This is a genomic window from Serratia sp. G204Y, assembly GCF_051172435.1.
Taxonomy (GTDB): Bacteria; Pseudomonadota; Gammaproteobacteria; order Enterobacterales; family Enterobacteriaceae; genus Serratia; species Serratia sarumanii.
Map to the genome: position 1 here is coordinate 2,138,949 of NZ_JBPIZA010000001.1, position 19,131 is coordinate 2,158,079.

18 protein-coding genes and 1 pseudogene are annotated in these 19,131 nt (G+C 50.9%); 7 read left to right on the top strand and 12 right to left on the bottom strand.

Going from position 1 to position 19,131, the window contains the following annotated elements:
• Positions 1-2 precede the first annotated feature (2 nt).
• The 7 genes from hisD to hisIE are packed head-to-tail and all read left to right on the top strand — an operon-like array spanning position 3 to position 6,164.
• A complete protein-coding gene (gene hisD, locus ACSBQQ_RS10435; RefSeq protein WP_060428347.1) occupies positions 3-1,310 on the top strand; it encodes a histidinol dehydrogenase in 1,308 nt (435 codons plus the stop codon).
• Positions 1,307-2,395, top strand: coding sequence for a histidinol-phosphate transaminase (gene hisC, locus ACSBQQ_RS10440; RefSeq protein WP_060428344.1), 1,089 nt, complete (start codon positions 1,307-1,309; stop codon positions 2,393-2,395). Before hisD ends, hisC begins: the two co-directional genes overlap by 4 nt.
• Entirely contained in the window at positions 2,392-3,459 is a 1,068-nt protein-coding gene (gene hisB / locus ACSBQQ_RS10445) for a bifunctional histidinol-phosphatase/imidazoleglycerol-phosphate dehydratase HisB (protein ID WP_033637767.1), read from the top strand. Before hisC ends, hisB begins: the two co-directional genes overlap by 4 nt.
• A complete protein-coding gene (gene hisH / locus ACSBQQ_RS10450; RefSeq protein ID WP_033637766.1) occupies positions 3,459-4,049 on the top strand; it encodes an imidazole glycerol phosphate synthase subunit HisH in 591 nt (196 codons plus the stop codon). The genes hisB and hisH overlap by 1 nt, the downstream gene beginning before the upstream one ends.
• A gap of 5 nt (positions 4,050-4,054) precedes the next feature.
• A complete protein-coding gene (gene hisA / locus ACSBQQ_RS10455; protein ID WP_033637765.1) occupies positions 4,055-4,792 on the top strand; it encodes a 1-(5-phosphoribosyl)-5-[(5-phosphoribosylamino)methylideneamino]imidazole-4-carboxamide isomerase in 738 nt (245 codons plus the stop codon).
• Positions 4,774-5,550 (top strand): imidazole glycerol phosphate synthase subunit HisF, encoded by a 777-nt coding sequence (hisF, locus tag ACSBQQ_RS10460; protein WP_033637764.1) that lies wholly within the window; start codon positions 4,774-4,776, stop codon positions 5,548-5,550. Before hisA ends, hisF begins: the two co-directional genes overlap by 19 nt.
• The gene (hisIE, locus tag ACSBQQ_RS10465) at positions 5,544-6,164 is read left to right on the top strand and encodes a bifunctional phosphoribosyl-AMP cyclohydrolase/phosphoribosyl-ATP diphosphatase HisIE (RefSeq protein ID WP_033637763.1); all 621 of its coding nucleotides are present in this window, start codon (positions 5,544-5,546) and stop codon (positions 6,162-6,164) included. Before hisF ends, hisIE begins: the two co-directional genes overlap by 7 nt.
• Before the next feature lie 74 nt (positions 6,165-6,238).
• On the opposite strand, the gene gndA is transcribed toward hisIE, so the two are convergent.
• From gndA to ACSBQQ_RS10525, 12 genes and pseudogenes are all read right to left on the bottom strand, one after another.
• Entirely contained in the window at positions 6,239-7,645 is a 1,407-nt protein-coding gene (gene gndA / locus ACSBQQ_RS10470; protein WP_060428343.1) for an NADP-dependent phosphogluconate dehydrogenase, read from the bottom strand.
• A gap of 146 nt (positions 7,646-7,791) precedes the next feature.
• Entirely contained in the window at positions 7,792-8,508 is a 717-nt protein-coding gene (locus ACSBQQ_RS10475; protein WP_080281272.1) for a glycosyltransferase family 2 protein, read from the bottom strand.
• Positions 8,509-8,581: 73 nt separating this feature from the next.
• Complete coding sequence (locus ACSBQQ_RS10480; protein WP_050438915.1) at positions 8,582-9,496, bottom strand: glycosyltransferase family 2 protein; 915 nt, start codon at positions 9,494-9,496, stop codon at positions 8,582-8,584.
• Complete coding sequence (locus ACSBQQ_RS10485; RefSeq protein WP_033646744.1) at positions 9,497-10,741, bottom strand: glycosyltransferase family 4 protein; 1,245 nt, start codon at positions 10,739-10,741, stop codon at positions 9,497-9,499. It abuts the gene before it with no gap.
• A complete protein-coding gene (locus tag ACSBQQ_RS10490) occupies positions 10,741-12,705 on the bottom strand; it encodes an HAD family hydrolase (protein WP_060428341.1) in 1,965 nt (654 codons plus the stop codon). The genes ACSBQQ_RS10485 and ACSBQQ_RS10490 overlap by 1 nt, the downstream gene beginning before the upstream one ends.
• Before the next feature lie 24 nt (positions 12,706-12,729).
• Complete coding sequence (locus ACSBQQ_RS10495) at positions 12,730-13,704, bottom strand: methyltransferase domain-containing protein (protein ID WP_052210560.1); 975 nt, start codon at positions 13,702-13,704, stop codon at positions 12,730-12,732.
• 2 nt (positions 13,705-13,706) lie between these two features.
• The gene (locus tag ACSBQQ_RS10500; RefSeq protein ID WP_033646749.1) at positions 13,707-14,924 is read right to left on the bottom strand and encodes an ABC transporter ATP-binding protein; all 1,218 of its coding nucleotides are present in this window, start codon (positions 14,922-14,924) and stop codon (positions 13,707-13,709) included.
• A complete protein-coding gene (locus ACSBQQ_RS10505; protein ID WP_060428339.1) occupies positions 14,914-15,693 on the bottom strand; it encodes an ABC transporter permease in 780 nt (259 codons plus the stop codon). The genes ACSBQQ_RS10500 and ACSBQQ_RS10505 overlap by 11 nt, the downstream gene beginning before the upstream one ends.
• A 1-nt stretch (position 15,694) precedes the next feature.
• Entirely contained in the window at positions 15,695-16,576 is an 882-nt protein-coding gene (gene rfbD / locus ACSBQQ_RS10510) for a dTDP-4-dehydrorhamnose reductase (protein WP_033646754.1), read from the bottom strand.
• On the bottom strand, positions 16,577-17,110 hold the full coding sequence (gene rfbC, locus ACSBQQ_RS10515; protein WP_033646757.1) for a dTDP-4-dehydrorhamnose 3,5-epimerase: 534 nt from the start codon (positions 17,108-17,110) through the stop codon (positions 16,577-16,579).
• A 571-nt stretch (positions 17,111-17,681) separates the two neighbouring features.
• Positions 17,682-18,695, bottom strand: a complete 1,014-nt coding sequence (gene galE / locus ACSBQQ_RS10520) for a UDP-glucose 4-epimerase GalE (RefSeq protein WP_033646759.1) — start codon at positions 18,693-18,695, stop codon at positions 17,682-17,684.
• Between the two features lie 224 nt (positions 18,696-18,919).
• Positions 18,920-19,027, bottom strand: a pseudogene (locus ACSBQQ_RS10525) (IS200/IS605 family transposase); the annotation flags it as partial.
• Positions 19,028-19,131 lie beyond the last annotated feature (104 nt).

The following is a 19,131-nucleotide window of genomic DNA, read 5'->3' on the forward strand; positions in this document are numbered from 1 at the left end:
CCATGTCGACCTTCAACACGCCGATCGACTGGGCAACGTGCAGCGCCGAACGCCAGGCCGAGCTGCTGATGCGCCCGGCAATCGCCGCTTCCGACAGCATCACCCGCACGGTGAGCGAGATCCTCGACAACGTGAAGGCCAACGGCGATCGGGCGCTGCGCGACTATAGCGCCCGCTTCGACAAGGCGGAAGTCGCCGCGCTGCGCGTCAGCGCCGAGCAGATCGCCGCCGCCTGCGCGCGACTGGGCGATGACATCAAACAGGCGATGGCGGTGGCCGTCGCCAACGTGGACACCTTCCACAACGCGCAGCGACTGCCGGCGGTGGACGTCGAAACCCAGCCGGGCGTGCGCTGCCAGCAGGTGACCCGCCCAATCGACTCGGTGGGCCTGTATATTCCCGGCGGGTCGGCGCCGCTGTTCTCCACCGTGCTGATGCTGGCGACGCCAGCGCGCATCGCCGGCTGCCGCCGGGTGGTGCTGTGCTCGCCGCCGCCGATCGCCGATGAGATCCTGTATGCGGCGCAGCTGTGCGGCGTGCAGGAAGTGTTTCAGGTCGGGGGCGCACAGGCGATCGCCGCCCTGGCGTTCGGCACCGAAAGCGTGCCGCGCGTGGCGAAAATCTTCGGGCCGGGCAACGCCTTCGTGACCGAAGCCAAGCGGCAGGTCAGCCAGCGTCTCGACGGCGCGGCCATTGACATGCCGGCCGGGCCTTCGGAGGTGCTGGTGATCGCCGATGCCGGCGCCACCCCGGCGTTCGTCGCTTCCGATCTGCTGTCGCAGGCCGAACACGGCCCGGATTCGCAGGTGATCCTGCTGACGCCGGACGCGGCGATGGCGCGGGCAGTGGCCGAAGCGGTGGAAAGCCAGCTGGCCGAGCTGCCGCGCGCCGAGACCGCCCGCCAGGCGCTGGCGAGCAGCCGCCTGATCGTGGCGCGCGATCTGCCTGAGTGCGTGGCCATCAGCAACCGCTACGGCCCGGAGCACCTGATCATTCAGACCCGCAATGCGCGCGAGCTGGTGGACAGCATCACCAGCGCCGGCTCAGTGTTCCTCGGCGACTGGTCGCCGGAGTCCGCCGGCGATTACGCCTCCGGCACCAACCACGTGCTGCCGACCTACGGTTACACCGCCACCTGCTCCAGCCTGGGGCTGGCCGATTTTCAAAAACGCATGACGGTGCAGGAGCTGACGCCGCAGGGCTTCAGCAACCTGGCCGCCACCATCGAGACGCTGGCCGCCGCCGAGCAGCTGATCGCCCACAAGAACGCCGTGACCCTGCGCGTCGCCGCCCTGAAGGAGCAAGCATGAGCATCGAAAAACTGGCGCGCGCCAACGTTCGCGAGCTGACCCCTTATCAATCGGCGCGCCGCCTCGGCGGTAAGGGCGACGTGTGGCTGAACGCCAACGAATACCCGATCGCGCCCGAGTTCCAGCTGACCGCGCAAACCTTCAACCGCTATCCGGAGTGCCAGCCGGCGTTGGTGATCGAACGCTACGCCGCCTACGCCGGGGTGAAGAAAGAGCAGGTGCTGGTCAGCCGCGGCGCCGATGAAGGCATCGAACTGCTGATCCGCGCCTTCTGCGAGCCGGGCAAAGACGCCATTCTGTTCTGCCCGCCGACCTACGGCATGTACGCCGTCAGCGCCGAAACTTTCGGCGTGGAGCGCCGCACCGTGGCCGCCAAAGAGGACTGGCAGCTGGATCTGCCGGCCATCGCAGACAGCATGGACAACGTGAAGCTGATCTACGTCTGCAGCCCGAACAACCCGACCGGCAACCTGATCGACCCGGACTCGCTGCGCAACCTGCTGGAGCTGGCCAAAGGCAAGGCGATCGTCGCGGTGGACGAAGCCTATATCGAGTTTTGCCCGCAGGCCTCGGTGGCCGGGTGGCTGAGCGACTATCCGCACCTGGCTATCCTGCGCACGCTGTCGAAGGCCTTTGCGCTGGCCGGCCTGCGCTGCGGCTTTACGCTCGCCAACGAAGATCTGATCGCCCTGCTGCTGAAGGTGATCGCGCCTTACCCGCTCTCGACGCCGGTGGCGGATATCGCCTCGCAGGCGCTGAGCGAAGAAGGTATCCGCACCATGCGTCAGCGCGTCACCGACATCGCCGCCACCCGCAGCTGGCTGCAGCAACAGCTGGAAAAATGCGCCTGCGTCGAGCAGGTTTTCGCCAGCGACAGCAATTACCTGCTGGCCCGCTTCACCGCCTCAAGTAATGTGTTTAAAAGCTTGTGGGATCAGGGCATTATCTTACGAGACCAAAACAAACAGCCCGGGTTGTCCGGCTGCCTACGCATCACCATAGGCACCCGCGACGAATGTCAACGCGTGGTGGACGCCTTGTCCGCCCTGCCCGGCGCCAACCAGACTCGCCAGGAGCCAATGTGAGCCAAAAAATCCTCTTTATCGATCGTGACGGCACGCTGATCGCCGAGCCACCGGAAGATTTCCAGGTTGACCGCCTGGACAAGCTGGCGCTCGAGCCGGACGTGATCCCTTCCCTGCTGGCGCTGCAACAGGCGGGGTATCAGCTGGTGATGATCACCAATCAGGATGGGCTCGGCACCGCCAGTTTCCCGCAGGAAACCTTCGATCCGCCGCACAACCTGATGATGCAGATCCTCAGCTCACAGGGCATTCAGTTCGCCGATGTGCTGATCTGCCCGCACCTGCCGGCGGACAACTGCGACTGCCGCAAACCGAAAACCGCGCTGGTGAAGGGCTACCTCGAACCCGGCGTGCTGAATGCCGCCCACAGCTACGTGATCGGCGATCGGCCGACCGACGTGCAGCTGGCGGAAAACATGGGCATCCAGGGGCTGCGCTACCAGCGCGGCGTGCTGGGCTGGAAAGAGATCGTGCGCCAGCTGACCCTGCGCGACCGCCACGCGCGGGTTAACCGCGTGACCAAAGAGACGCAGATCGACGTCAACGTCTGGCTGGATCGCGAAGGCGGCAGCAAGATCAAAACCGGCGTCGGCTTCTTCGATCACATGCTGGATCAGATCGCCACCCACGGCGGCTTCCGCATGGAGATCGACGTCAAAGGCGATCTGTATATCGACGATCACCACACGGTGGAAGACACCGGTCTGGCGCTGGGTGAAGCGCTGAACAAGGCGCTTGGCGACAAGCGCGGCATCGCCCGCTTCGGCTTCGTGCTGCCGATGGACGAGTGCCTGGCGCGCTGCGCGCTGGATATTTCCGGCCGCCCGCACCTGGAGTACAAGGCCGAGTTCAACTATCAGCGCGTCGGCGATCTCAGCACCGAAATGGTCGAGCACTTCTTCCGTTCGCTCTCTTACACCATGGGCTGCACGCTGCACCTGAAGACCAAGGGCAAAAACGACCACCACCGGGTCGAGAGCCTGTTCAAAGTGTTTGGCCGCACGCTGCGCCAGGCGATCCGCGTCGAGGGCAATACCCTGCCGAGTTCGAAAGGAGTGCTGTGATGAACGTGGTGATTTTGGATACCGGCTGCGCCAACCTGGCCTCCGTCACCTACGCGGTGCGGCGCCTGGGTTACCAGCCGGAGGTGAGCCGCGATCCGGAGATCGTGCTGCGCGCCGACAAGCTGTTCCTGCCGGGCGTCGGCACCGCGCAGGCGGCGATGGATCAACTGCGCGAGCGCGATCTGATCGAGCTGATCAAGGCCTGCACGCAGCCGGTGCTGGGCATCTGCCTCGGCATGCAGCTGCTGGCGGCCAGCAGCGAAGAGAACGGCGGCGTGACCACGCTCGGCCTCATCGATACGCCGGTCAAGCAGATGACCGACTTTGGCCTGCCGTTGCCGCACATGGGCTGGAATCAGGTGTCCGCGCAGGCGGGCCACCATCTGTTCCGCGGCATCGATGACGGCGCCTACTTCTATTTCGTTCACAGCTATGCGATGCCGATATGCCCCAGCACCATCGCCCAGGCGAACTACGGCGAGCCCTTCACCGCCGCCGTGCAAAAAGACAACTTCTTCGGCGTGCAGTTTCATCCAGAACGTTCTGGAGCGGCCGGCGCACAACTGTTGAAAAACTTTCTGGAGATGTAGGCAGCATGATTATTCCGGCTTTGGATTTGATCGACGGCAAGGTGGTGCGTTTGCATCAGGGCGATTACGGCCAACAGCGCGACTACGGCAACGATCCGCTGTTACGCCTGCAGGACTATCAACAACAGGGCGCGCAGGTGCTGCACCTGGTCGATCTGACCGGCGCCAAGGATCCGGCGGCGCGCCAGATCCCGCTGCTGCGCAAACTGCTGGCGGGGGTTAATGTGCCGGTGCAGGTCGGCGGCGGCATCCGCAACGAGCAAGACGTCAGCGCCCTGCTGGAGGCCGGCGCCACGCGCGTGGTGATCGGCTCCACCGCGGTGAAACAGCCGCAACTGGTGCAGAGCTGGTTCGAGCGCTACGGCGCCGACGCGCTGGTGCTGGCGCTGGACGTGCGCATCGACGCGCAGGGCGTGAAACGCGTGGCCATCAGCGGCTGGCAGGAGGATTCCGACGCCACGCTGGAACAGGTGGTGGAGCAGTTCCTGCCCTACGGGCTGAAGCACGTGCTGTGCACCGACATTTCGCGCGACGGTACGCTGGCCGGTTCCAACGTGGCGCTGTATCAGGCGATCAGTCGCCGCTATCCGCAGGTGGCCTTCCAGGCCTCGGGCGGCATCGGCAATCTGGATGACATCGCCCAGCTGCGCGGCAGCGGCGTTGCCGGCGTGATCGTGGGGCGCGCCCTGCTGGAAGGTAAATTTAGCGTTGAGGAGGCGATCGCATGCTGGCAAAACGGATAATCCCGTGCCTGGATGTTAAAGACGGGCAAGTGGTGAAAGGCGTGCAGTTCCGCAACCACGAAATCATCGGCGACATCGTGCCGCTGGCGCAGCGCTATGCGCAAGAAGGTGCGGACGAGCTGGTGTTTTACGATATCACCGCCTCAAGCGACGGCCGGGTGGTGGACAAAAGCTGGGTATCGCGCGTGGCGGAGGTGATTGATATTCCGTTCTGCGTCGCCGGCGGCATTAAAAGCGCCGAGGACGCCAGCCAGATCCTGTCTTTCGGCGCCGACAAGATTTCGATCAACTCGCCGGCGCTGGCCGATCCCGAGCTGATTAGCCGCCTGGCGGAACGCTTCGGCGTGCAGTGCATCGTCGTGGGCATCGACACCTGGTTCGACAGTGAAACCGGCAAGTATCACGTCAACCAATATACCGGCGACGAGAGCCGCACCCGCATCACCCAGTGGGAAACCCTCGACTGGGTACAGGAAGTGCAGCGCCGCGGCGCCGGTGAGATCGTGCTGAACATGATGAACCAGGACGGCGTGCGCAACGGTTACGATCTGCAGCAGCTGCGCCGGGTGCGCGAGGCCTGCAAGGTACCGCTGATCGCCTCGGGCGGCGCGGGCACCATGGAGCACTTCCTGGAAGCGTTCCGCGATGCGGACGTCGACGGCGCGCTGGCGGCGTCGGTGTTCCACAAACAAATCATCAATATCGGCGAGCTGAAAAGGTTCCTGGTTGAACAAGGCGTGGAGATTCGCGTGTGCTGACAGAACAACAGAACAACCAGCTGGACTGGGAAAAAACCGACGGCCTGATGCCGGCCATCGTGCAGCACGCCGTTTCCGGCGAAGTGCTGATGCTGGGTTACATGACGCCGGAAGCGCTGGCGGCCACCGAGCAGAGCGGCAACGTCACCTTCTTCTCGCGCACCAAGCAGCGCCTGTGGACCAAGGGTGAAAGCTCCGGCCACTTCCTCAAGGTGGTCAGCATCACGCCGGACTGCGATAACGACACGCTGCTGGTATTGGCCAACCCGATCGGCCCGACCTGCCACCTCGGCAACAGCAGCTGCTTCCACCCGGCCGCCAGCGACTGGACGTTCCTCTATCAGCTGGAGCAGCTGTTGGCGGAGCGCAAGCACGCCAGCCCGGACAGCTCGTACACTGCCAGCCTGTATGCCAGCGGCACCAAGCGCATCGCGCAGAAGGTCGGGGAAGAAGGCGTGGAAACCGCGCTGGCCGCCACGGTCAACGATCGCGAAGAGCTGACCAACGAGGCCTCGGATCTGATCTATCACCTGCTGGTGCTGCTGCAGGACCAGGATCTGGACCTGAGCGCGGTGATCGGCCGGCTGCGCGAGCGGCATCAGAAAAAAGCGTGACGCTAACTCGCGCCCAATAAAAAAGCCGCCGGGCGTTAACCTCGGCGGCTTTTTTTATCGCTCAACGGGCGGGCTTATTCCATCCATTCGGTATGGAACACGCCTTCCTTGTCGATGCGTTTATAGGTGTGCGCACCGAAGTAGTCGCGCTGCGCCTGGATCAGGTTCGCCGGCAGCACCGCGGAGCGGTAGCTGTCGTAGTAGGCGATCGCAGCGGAGAAGGTCGGCGTAGGAATACCGTTCTGCACGGCATAGGCCACCACGTCACGCAGCGCCTGCTGGTACTCGTCGGCGATTTGCTTGAAGTATGGCGCCAGCAGCAGGTTGGCGATATCGGCATCCGCCGCGTAAGCGTCGGTGATCTTCTGCAGGAACTGGGCGCGGATGATGCAGCCGGCGCGGAAGATCTTGGCGATTTCGCCGTAGTGCAGATCCCAGTTGTTTTCTTTAGACGCGGCTTTCAGCTGAGAGAAGCCCTGCGCGTAGGACACGATCTTGCCCAGATACAGCGCGCGACGCACTTTCTCGATGAATTCGGCTTTGTCGCCGGTGAACGGCGCCACTTTCGGGCCTGTCAGCACTTTAGACGCGGCAACGCGCTGGTCTTTCAGCGAGGACAGGTAGCGCGCAAACACCGACTCGGTGATCAGCGACAGCGGTTCGCCCAGATCCAGAGAGCTCTGGCTGGTCCACTTGCCGGTGCCTTTGTTGGCGGCTTCGTCCAAGATCACATCAACCAGATATTTACCCTCTTCGTCTTTCTTGGTGAAGATGTCTTTGGTGATGTCGATCAGGTAGCTGTTCAGTTCGCCCTTGTTCCACTCGGCGAAGGTTTCGGCCAGTTGCTCGTTGCTCAGGTTCAGCGCCTGCTTCAGCAGGGAATAGGCTTCGGCAATCAGCTGCATGTCGCCGTATTCGATGCCGTTGTGCACCATTTTCACATAGTGGCCGGCACCGTCTGCGCCGATGTAGGTCACGCAAGGCTCGCCTTCCGCAACCGCAGCGATTTTCTCCAGGATCGGCGCCACCAGCTTGTAAGCTTCTTTCTGGCCGCCAGGCATGATGGAAGGCCCTTTCAGCGCGCCCTCTTCACCGCCGGAAACGCCGGTACCGATGAAGTTGAAGCCCTGGTCGGACAGTTCGCGGTTACGACGGATGGTGTCCTGATAGTAGGTGTTGCCGCCGTCGATCAGGATATCGCCCTTGTCCAGGTGCGGAGTCAGCGAGGCAATGGTTTTATCCGTTGCTTCGCCCGCTTTCACCATCAGCAGGATGCGGCGCGGTTTTTCCAGCGATTCGACAAACTCTTCAACGGTATAATACGGCGCCAGATTCTTGCCCGGGTTCTCAGCGATCACTTCGTCAGTTTTGTCGCCAGAACGGTTGAAAATGGAAACGGTGTAACCACGGCTCTCGATGTTCAGCGCGAGGTTGCGGCCCATTACCGCCATGCCGACAACGCCGATTTGTTGCTTGGACATTTAGGAACTCCTGTCTGAGGATGACCCTGCTGGCAACGTCGGCCAACAGGTTTTGTGATGTGGCACACATGTTAACTCAGGATTGAGCCGGGTGGGTAGTGATTGGTGCGATAGGTCGACACTCTCTGAGGGTTGATAAGACAATTTTATCTATTCAACGCTTGTTTCAAGCAAAAACGCAAAGCGCTGGTAACGTGCCAGATAAAATGTTTAGAAAAAAGTGAGCGACTACGCATTTGAGCAAGATGCAATGCTTTAAATTGAGGCAAATAAACAACGTTTATCCCTAACTCCCGCCTCGCTCGCCAGCAAATGTCAAGATCTTCACAGTACATGTAGTAGCGCGTATCAAATCCGCCCAGCTCTCGATAGCATTTGGCAGTAAACAGTAAAAACGAGCCTGCTGCCCATTCAACTTCCGTATCCTGAGTAATTTTGTCTTTATCGTAGATAGACTTATTTTTCTGCAGCAAGAATGAAACCGCAAAGCTGCTAATGGTTGGGAAATGCCTTATCCCTTTGTCATAAATAGTAAAATTTTTATCGTTGAAGAGATTGATCGCAACTAGCGAGTATGTGTTTTGTTCCGCGTGCAACAGCAGTGCTGCCAGCACAGATGGTTCGATAAAAACATCAGGGTTAAGCACCAAAAAGCGATCCCCATCACGCATTCCTAACTCTTGCTGGCACCAAGTGAAAATATAGTTATTGTTTGCGCCAAACCCCATAGGCTGATCAACAAGATAATGAATGCCAGACTCCTGACAATATTCCTGAAGTTCACGCTGTGGCTTGTTATCTTTCAAAACGACAATGTAGTTGTTTGAGGCCAGCAGTTTTAGACATCCCTCATCAATGATCATGTTGCCATGACCGTGAGATATAACTGAAATGAAGCACCGACATGGCTCAACTAAAGATTCAGGCATAAAAACTCTAATATAAGAAATACAAGGAAATAGTTCTCGTAATGGTTGTTCTTGCAACCCCACATTTTAGCAAGAAAAGCTGCCAAAGCACAAAACGTCGGGATCTTAACATCCTCTCCAAAAATTTCTTATCCTCTTTTTTGAGTTCCCCACCGTATATCTCATAGAAACTTATCGCCTGCTCAATCACTAACCGATTCTGATGCGCAACTGAGGGCAGCCGCATAAATTTTGCCAGAATACGTTTCAATCCATAGCCACTGCTGCCAACCACGTTATTCGCATGTTGCCGATACTTTATCAATCGTTCAGGAAGGAACACCAACCTTCCAAAAGTGGTAGCCAGCAAACCCAGCCACCAATCATGCATCAACATATGCTGGCTAGGGCGAAGATGCTTAAGCAGTGATCGATTCACCATCACAGTTGCACCCTGGATACAGTTTTGGAAAAGCAAGCGAGGAAACACCAACTGGTGATCAGGATTAAGTCGCTCATTCTGTAAAAAAGAAGCGCTCAAGAAGCGAAGTTCGCTGTCAACTAATTCAGCATCTGAAAAGATTAATAACGGCACGGACTCATCGCCGATTTGGCTGACCGCTCGCTGATAATATTCAATTTTATCAGTTACCCAAACGTCATCCTGATCGCTCAAAAAGACGTTCGTTGCCGTCGTCAAAGAAAGCGCATGCAGGAAATTATGCGCGGGCCCTTTTGGGCCCGCAACACGCTGCTGCACATCGAACGGAACTGACGTCGTTGCAGCGAAATTAGCAATCAATTTCAGCGTATTATCCGTAGAACCATCGTCACTGACAATGATCCTCCGCGGAGAGATTGTCTGGCCGACAATTGAGGCAAGCTGCTCGACAATGTAGCGTTCACCGTTGTAAGTACACACCACAACTTCGTAATCAAACACTCATCGAGCTCCCGGCAGATAAGATTTTACCGTCCATTTGAGTTTCCGAAGCAAGGAAAAAATCGTAGGGTAGTCGCGATGCAATTTATTGATAACACGCTGACGAAAATGTGCATACCGATTTAGAGAGGGAATGCCCGCCTGTCCCCCCTGCTGCGCCTGGCGCAATGACTCCTCATAGAAGAGCCAAAAGCGCTCTGTCTGCGCCTTAAGTAAGGTAACCGAGGTAATAACTCCCGATGCAATAAGCTGCTCGCACGCTGCTGAAAACTCTTTGGAACTGCTTTCCCAATCCGGCCACTTTTCAGCGGTAGCCAAAGCATTTGCTTTCAATTGAGCCAGCTCATCAGGGTTATCCTTAAGGCGGTTTATAAACTCGATGATTTCCTGGTTTTGGCGGCTGAAAGACACCAGTCCATTGACATTATGCTCAATATATTCGTCGTAACCAGTCACATCATAACTGATGGAGGTGCCACCAGTATGATAAATCTCCAACGGGGGGCCAAACATTCCTTCAACGGTGGAAAGTTTAACCAAAACATCGCAAGAGGCGTAAATACTACCGATCTCAGAAATTGGCACACGGCTAAACAGACGATCAACGTTCGGGTAAGCACCAATTTCAGTCGATGTGACAAACCAGACTTCATCAGCACGAGACTGCCGGCACAACTCAACTGCAAGTTCCGTATTTTTAAAGCTGACGTTTAACGGACCTTCCACTAATACACGTAGCTTTTCAGACGCTCGAGGCACCTTTGGTTTAATCTCATCATTAAAATAAGCCTTGCTAATTCCATTTCTGACCAATAACGCATCTTGGTCAAAATGTTCTTTAAGGTATTCTTTAATCCATGTCGCTTCAGTGATAAAATTAACATGCAAGCTATAAGTCAGATCGACAAGCGTGCGTAAAGTCACTTCATCTTCCGGATAGAAACGCGACTCGATGGATTGAACAAAAAATGCATATTTCTTGGCATTGATTTTGTTGAGATAAAATACAGTACGCCACCAAGTCGCAATAACCAGATCAAACTTTTTTTCAGCAGCTTCAGCATAATCCATCCAAGTCAGTTTTTCTGCACCTGGAAACCACTCTAACCGCTTATTGTTTGGTTTATCCTCAGTGATAATCGTGATATCGTCACCATTCTTTCGCATACGCGTAGCATGTTCAAAAATGACATTAGTGCCGCCACTGATATCCGGACTCCATAGTAAAAAAGCAATTTTACTCATTATTTAGCCCCTTTAAACTTTATTTTTTTCACCAAAAAATAAGGATATTTCAAATACCATACGCCATTTGCATGGAAATCCAGAGGTTTCCACCAAGCAGAACCAATGGTGTGTCGAGGATTTCTCACCAAGCGCTTAAAATAAGACAGGGGGGAACGTTTACTCTGCCCAAAGGAGCTAAAGTTGAATACGCCAAAATTCTCATAGTGTTTGATCAACGAAAATTTTTCACGTTCAACCCGACTCGGCAACATCACGCCACGAAAGTAAAACTTTTTAACCGCTTTGCTGATCTCATGATCAGATAGCGAATAAACACGCTCTATTTTTGAAAAACCATTGAATTGATGCAATGCACGCTCTTGGAATGGCGCTATTTGCTCATAGAAGAAAGCGAGCTCTGAGTCGTTATGGTCGAAAACAAAATTATCGATGTCAACACCATATCTCTTTAGGCTGCCATGCGAGGCCCCCATAAAAACTTCAAAACCGGCACGGAACTCGTTAAACATATCATCACCAAGGCGCTGCCCCCACTGATGATCAAACAGCAGCCCCTCTTTAATATTGTTCTTATGGGTTTCAGCCCCATCCAATATACCGAAATAGTAACCAGACATATTGCGCTGGGTCGCTTTTACCAAATTATCTTGAATACTACCCTTCCAGCCGACATCAACAACATGAACCCATTCATCATGTTTTTCTGCCATCAACGAGTCACAGTAGTCATTGAGATAGATATTCTGTTCTTTGCGCTCGCGTTCATAGATAGCCTTAAAGAGTTCATCATCTATTAACGCAGAAAACGCCGGCAATCCAGCAATATTCAAATGCTGCTCTTCAAAATCCACCTGAGGAAAACGCACTTTAAGCTCAGATACATAATCATCGAGATTAATGCTTTTCAAAAAGGCAGCCAGGCTACATGAACCATACTGATATAATAACTTGTTGAATGTGCTGCCACCCAAAGGCCCTAATGAAGGCAAGTAGGTTGCTCGACGCGACACATACATATAATGACTAGTAATACGCGAAAAATTTTTCGGCAAACTAGCTTGGAATTTGTCAAACGCCTTTTGAAGAAACTCGCCTTCCCTTGCAAAAAAATAAACGTTTTTAGCTTGGTTTATCACCAAAGACCAATAGAGCCGACGCGTGAATAAATAAATTGCACTACTTACCCAGTTAAAGCTGAAATTATCTTCAGCGATCACCCGATTAACTTTGTTCTCCACCGCAAGGCGCTCACGATCCGCCAGTAGGCTCTCATCATATCGGTGTTGATCCACAGGCAAATGATGCGCAAACAGCCCCCTGGCTGTCGACATAGCAACATCACTGTGTGCATTGTCGCCCAACATAATCGTCTTTTTAACATTCAAACCTAATCTTGCAATAACCACATCATAAGCTCGCCCTTCTTTCTTCGTTCGCTTATTTTCGCTGGAAACGAAGAATCCATCAAAAATATCATCAAACCCATGACATTTGGCAAAATAAACAATTGATTGTTGATCTAAATAAAAATCAGAAACCAAATAAATACGTCTACCTTTCGCTTTTTCAGCTCTCAGCATGTCCAACGTTGCTACTATTGGTTTTTGCACAGATAGCTCAATAGCCAACTCTAGATCGCGGCAAAAAGCAAGGAAGGTGTCACTTTCTGGCAATCGAGCCGCAATCTGCGCACGTTGAAGTTCATAATACAAGGCAAGCGACATATCATCATAACGGAATTCAGCGTCATCGCCTTGCATTTGACTACTGGCGCACAATCCCGCTTCGATTCTTAAACGTAGAGCATATAGATCCTCTACGGATAGACAAATACGATATGAATCCGCGAGAGCGGCAGCCCATTTACGTTTCACGACTTCAGGGTGGCAACTACGCTCGACTACAGTATCAAAAAAATCGACCAGAATGGTTTCGATATTATCGGCAATCGTGACAATCATTGTAGATATAATCCATTCACAGAGTTATTGGTTCGAATTTTGCTTTGAAACGCTTTCCAGCTGTTCCTTAAGCATCTGAATAATCCGCTCTGCCTCAGACAAAGCTTGATCTCGGGAACGGACCATCTCTTCCGTGTCCCTGAATGCTTGCATTCTTTCTTCAGAGATGCGCTCTGCCTGTTCTTTATAATATGTTACTTCATTGATTCTTTTTTCAGCCTCAAGCAACAACTGCCAACGTTGTTCAGCCAAGCGTTCTGCAAACTCCAAACTTTGACGCAATGGAGAGACCAATTCTTGATCATATTCTATGCGACTCATACCTGTAAATAGCGTATTCTTATTATAAATAGCGTCAACATTAGATGAAATCGCAATGAAAGAACCGTTCATTACGTTCTTGTTTTTTGCATTAAATACCGCAGGCGGCATCTTTTGATCTTGAAATGTATGCACTATAGAGACGAGTTCTTGAGCGATAACAGCAATATCAACATGCGAAAATTGGGCTTGCAACAATGTTTTCAAAGCTTCTAAAGAGAAGGCTTGAATATGGTAAGGGTTAGGCCCATACAAACTGACACAAAAATTCTCGTAATCTTTAGTTGGCACAGAGCAAATAAATATCCCATTTGGTTTCAGCACGCGTTTGACTTCTGCAATCGCTAATTCAGGTTGCTCAAGATGCTCCAACGTTTCTAAGGAAATAAATGTATCGACGCTACAATCATCGAACGGCAAGGCTAAAATCGAACCATACTCAAAACGAGAATCCGTAGTATTGTGCTCTTGTGCATAGGCGATTGCCTCTCGATCAACATCCAACCCTGTGTAACTGACTACAGCAGGGTTAGACAAGACGATAGGTGCCGAATATCCGATACCGCATGCACAGTCAACCACAACTCCCTTGGCAAAACTGGCAACGTACTGATAACGCTGGTGATGTTCTTCTCTTAAAAACTGCAACTTAAGAAGATCGTTCTCAATCCGTTCCATACTTACCCCTTGGCCACCACAGACCAGCTATGTTCAATATCATAAATTCCAACGGCACTGAAGTTATCGGCTACAGAAAACTCACAGACCGGTACAGCTTCGTTAATTATCTGTATACCATCTTGATCATTGACAGCGACTCGCCAGTTATAAATACCTGACAACAACTTCAATGCGGGAAAATCAATAGTCACTCGTCCTTCCCGACTTAGGGAAAATGGTTCTAAGCCACGCATTGCTGTAGTCGTCCCACAGATATATACCCCATCTTTACGGTAAAGATTAAAGACAAAGGTCAGCCCATCGAATTCCCCGTCACTTCCTTCATATTTGTAATCGAAAGACAGTTTAACATTGTCACCGCTAGCCAGCTCGGTTACTGAATTCCCAGTCCGATCGAGAAGAGATACATTAGCTATTTTTATCAATCTGCTACTTATTTCATTTTCAATAGCTTTATTTTCGGCATCTTGAGTCTCCATCACACTCTTCTGCATATCAGAAAGGTAATGCTGAACAGCAACATCTGCATTTCCAAAATAACGCTGTACACCTTTTTCAAGGTATAGTGCACTATTACAGATATTTCGAACCTGATAATCATCGTGCGAAACGAACAGGATTGTACATCCATCATTTCTGATTTCATTAAACTTCTTTACACATTTTCGCTGAAAGCGTGAATCTCCAACAGCAAGAATTTCATCTACGATTAATATTTCAGGATCGACATGAATGGCAGTGGCAAAGGCTAAACGTGCAAACATACCACTCGAAAAAGTCTTAACCGGCCGCTCGAGAAATTCACCGATATCGGCAAAGCTAGCTATTTTATCGAAACGCTCCGTAATTTCTTTACGCGTTAAGCCCAGAAGAGATGCATTCAGGTAAACGTTTTCACGCCCTGTGAACTCTGGATTAAACCCAGCGCCAAGCTCTAACAACGGTGCAATACGCCCTTTAGTAAATACGCTGCCGCTTGTAGGCGCCAAAGTTCCACAGATCATTTGCAACAGAGTTGATTTACCGGAACCATTGACACCAATAATACCGACTGTTTCACCTTTTCTAATCTCGAAATTAACGGAATCCAGAGCGACAAACTCCCTACCCTTAGCCCCCCGATACCCCAGCAAGGCTCCCAGGCGCTGCATCGGGCTGGAATAAATCTGATAAACTTTACGCAGATTTTGCGCAGAGATAACAATATTAGAGGACATCAGCAAAGCCTCTCTTTACCTTTTTGAACCAAGTTATAGCTAATACGTACAGCACAATACTGATACCCCAATAGAGTGCATAGCCTTCAAGACTGAATAATTTTCCGTACAGGACGACATCACGTAAAGCTTCGACAATAAACGTTAACGGATTAATATAAATCAGCATACGATATTGTTCTGGAACAGCAGTAATAGGATAAAATATAGGCGACATAAATAACATTAAGGCAATGATAACTGAAACAACCTGCCCCATATCACGAATATAAACACCTAGCGATGACAAAAATAATGAAATGCTATATGATAATAAAATCAATGGAAGAATAACAATAGGAACTAATAATGCCATTAGACTAACAGGTTGCTTTAGTAAAATACAAAAAATGGCAAAAACAATGCATCCCATAAAGAATTGGAATAATGCGCCAAAAACAGACACCCAGCACAAGGATTCAAGAGGAAATAAAACTTTTTTAACATAGCTGACATTATATACATATATTGTTGTCGCCTTGCCAAGACATTCGGCAATAAAAGCATGTGTCAGCAGACCGGTAAACATAATCAAAGTGTAATTTTCTGTCGTTGTCAGCCCCCACTTGGCTTTAAAAACAAAGCCAAAAATAAAGCTATAGATAGAAAGCATAATCACAGGGTTTAGCAGCGACCATACGATACCAAGACTAGTCCCACGATAGCGACTTTCAACATCCCGCTTGGTAAGATTAAAAATCAAACCTGTATTTTTCAACAATGTCTTCATATTAATTATTCATCTGATCAATAATTTTTGGAACTACTTTTTCCAGGCTCACTCGCCAGTTGCTATTGCAGATCCCGCGTTCACGATATATTTTTTCGCAGTTAAGTATCGCATGCTTAGGTCTTTTGGCTGCGCATTTATATTGTTCACTGTTAATAGAAGACAAAGCCATAAATCTATAACTATCGTCAAATACCTTAGCTAAAGAAAAAATCTCCGCAGCAAACTCAAACCACGAGACAATCTTGTCCCCGCAAAAATGATATAGCATGGGTTCATTAACCCCTTGGCTAATAATAGTGAGAATACATTTAGCTAAATCACCAGCATAGGTAGGTCGACCAAACTGATCGTTAATAATAGCAAGCGATTTACGTGTCTTTCCTAATTTAAGCATGGTATGCACAAAAGAGGTGCCATGCTCACTGAATAACCAGGATGTGCGGATCACCACGGCGCGTGAGCACGTGGTTAGTACGGCTTTTTCGCCAAGCAGTTTGGTTTGACCATAGACATTTAGCGGCCCCGTTGGTGAATCTTCACACAAAGAAACGCCCTCTTCTGCACCGCTAAAAACATAGTCTGTCGAAATATGAATCAGTGGAATGCTTAGGCTCTCTGCAATCATAGCCAGATTAGCTGGACCAATAACATTTGCAGCCTCCGCAACGATGATTTCTTCTTCAGCTTTATCCACTAGCGTATAAGCTGCTGCATTTACAATGAAATCTACATTCAACTCCGCAACAGTTTGCTGCACTGCAGGCCAATCAGCAATGTCAAGTTGTCTGCGGTCCAGGCTAACGATCTGCCAATTGCCAGGCAATGTATCCGCCAAGCAATGGCCTAGTTGACCATTGCCGCCAGTTACCAGTATACGCATTTAAAAAAGCTCGCTGAATAATTTGCCTTTAAGATCCTTCTCAGAAAGCTGGGGATGCTCTATAGGCCATTCAATCGCCAGTTCAGGATCGTTCCAACTCAAGCAGTGCTCGTTCTTCGGATCATAGTAATCGGTGCATTTATAAGCAAAGTCGACTTCATCACTCAACACCAAGAAACCATGTGCAAGGCCAGGTGGGATCCACAGTTGCTTCTTGTTACCCTCAGATAGATTGATCCCTAACCATTGTTTGAAAGAAGGTGAATTTGGACGGATGTCCACCACAACATCATAGACCTCCCCTCTTAGGGTATAGACCAGCTTCCCCTGGGGACGAGAGGTCTGAAAGTGCAAACCTCGCAGCACGCCACGTGTCGAACGAGAATAGTTGTCTTGAACAAAATCATGTTCAATATCAAGTAGTTCTTGGTAACGTTGCTTTTGGAACGTTTCGAAAAAGAAGCCACGCTGATCACCGAAAATCTTAGGTTCAATCACTTTGACGCCGGCAATCTTTGTATCAATTACTTTCATTTGACTACTCACTCACTCGGAATTTCCTACCCAACCAGTGTCTCCCTAGCGCTGCTGCCATTTTGAATAAGCCGAGAACACCTCACATTGAACTATATTTGAGTGGGTCTAAACGCCCTCTAAATCAACTTAAGATAGTTCGCTACTGAAGACATTGCAGGATAGCACAGTTTCTTCATTCCTTTAAAGCATCCTCCAGCATGAACACAGCCTCTACCTAGAGGCCGTGCTAGTCATAACATTACTCTAACATATCAAATCGTTAAGTGTCATAGGGCCTGGTTGGGACACATCAATGATAGCAGGCTAATGATGAAGTATGTGCGTTAACAACGTGAAAAACCATGCATAGCTACTCTCATCGAGAATTAATCTCATTGATATAAAATGATTTTTTTAATATTTTTTTAAAGATATCACTTATTTGGGGATATTTAACATAGGATAACTCTGATGGTGATAATGAGATTGTTAATACAGACGTCTAACTGAAATATAATGTAAAAAACAAGTTGCCATATAAGGAAAATAAAACAGGCGTAATAAAAAATCACGCCTATTCAGTGTTATTTTAGCGATAACCCTGAGGGTTGTTCTTCTGCCAATTCCACGCGTCACGCATCATGGCATCCAAATCACGGGTAGCCTTCCATCCCAATTCTTTGAACGCCAACCCTGGAGCGGACCAGCATTCGGCAATGTCGCCGTCTCGGCGTGGTACAATTTGGTAAGCTACGTTGCGACCTGAAGCCTTTTCAAAAGCATGGAGCATCTCCAACACCGAATATCCTACCCCTGTCCCCAGATTATAGACTGTAAAGCCTCTGTGCTCATCGATGTGTTCAATCGCCTTGAGGTGCCCTTCAGCCAAATCCATGACATGAATATAATCTCTGACCCCCGTACCATCCTTAGTCGGATAGTCGTCACCGAAAATAGACAGTTTCTCCAGTTTTCCGATTGCCACCTGAGCAATATAAGGCATCAGATTGTTGGGAATACCATTTGGATCTTCACCAATCATGCCGGATTCGTGCGCACCAACCGGGTTGAAGTAACGTAAGGCGGTAATGGAGAATTGCGGTTCTGCTTTAGCGAAATCTTGCAAAATTTGTTCTACCATCAGCTTCGACGTGCCGTAAGGATTCGTCGTACCGCCAACGCGAGACGTCTCGGTCAAAGGAACTTGCTCTGGAGTGCCATACACCGTGGCAGAAGAACTAAAGATAAACTTATGCACACCCGCACGACGCATTTCCTCCAACAATACCAACGTGCCGGTGACATTGTTCTGATAGTACTCGAGCGGCTTACGCGTCGACTCTCCGACAGCCTTTAGCCCAGCAAAATGGATCACAGCCGAGATGTCGTGAGCCTCGAAGATGCGATGCAGACACTCAGCATCCAAGATATCGCCTTGGTAGAACTGAGCACTTCTACCCGCGAGTTTCTCAACGCGACGCAGAGACTCATCGGAAGAGTTTGATAAATTATCTAACACTACAACATCTTCGCCATGTTCTAACAAAGCCAGAACAGTGTGAGAACCGATATAACCGGCTCCTCCGGTGATTAAAACCGCCATAAAAACTCCTTACTCGCGCTCCTGGCGCTCAAGATGAACTGCCTTATTTAAGCAATCAATTGATTTTAAATGAAATTCGCACTAACGCACGTCTTTTCTATCATAATTGACCATCCCTATGTTCATAGAGTTCCTTTGATTCGATTGGCTTTACAAGTATGCAAACGAAAAGAGTTGTCGTAGGCAGCACCAGTGTATTCTCTTTTGTGCACAATGTGCTGATGCTCTTTACCGAGATTACCCTTGAGGATTTTGTATCCGAACTTCGGTGTCCATACGAGATGATACTGACAGCGATAGAATACATGGGAAGCGGATTCATATCTGTTCATGCTACTTACCCCTTGATTTGCTGATAACAAACCGAGGCAGTATTTAGCATGTGCCCCCTACGGGCATAGTCCCACATGAACGATCACCACCTCCATAAGGGGTG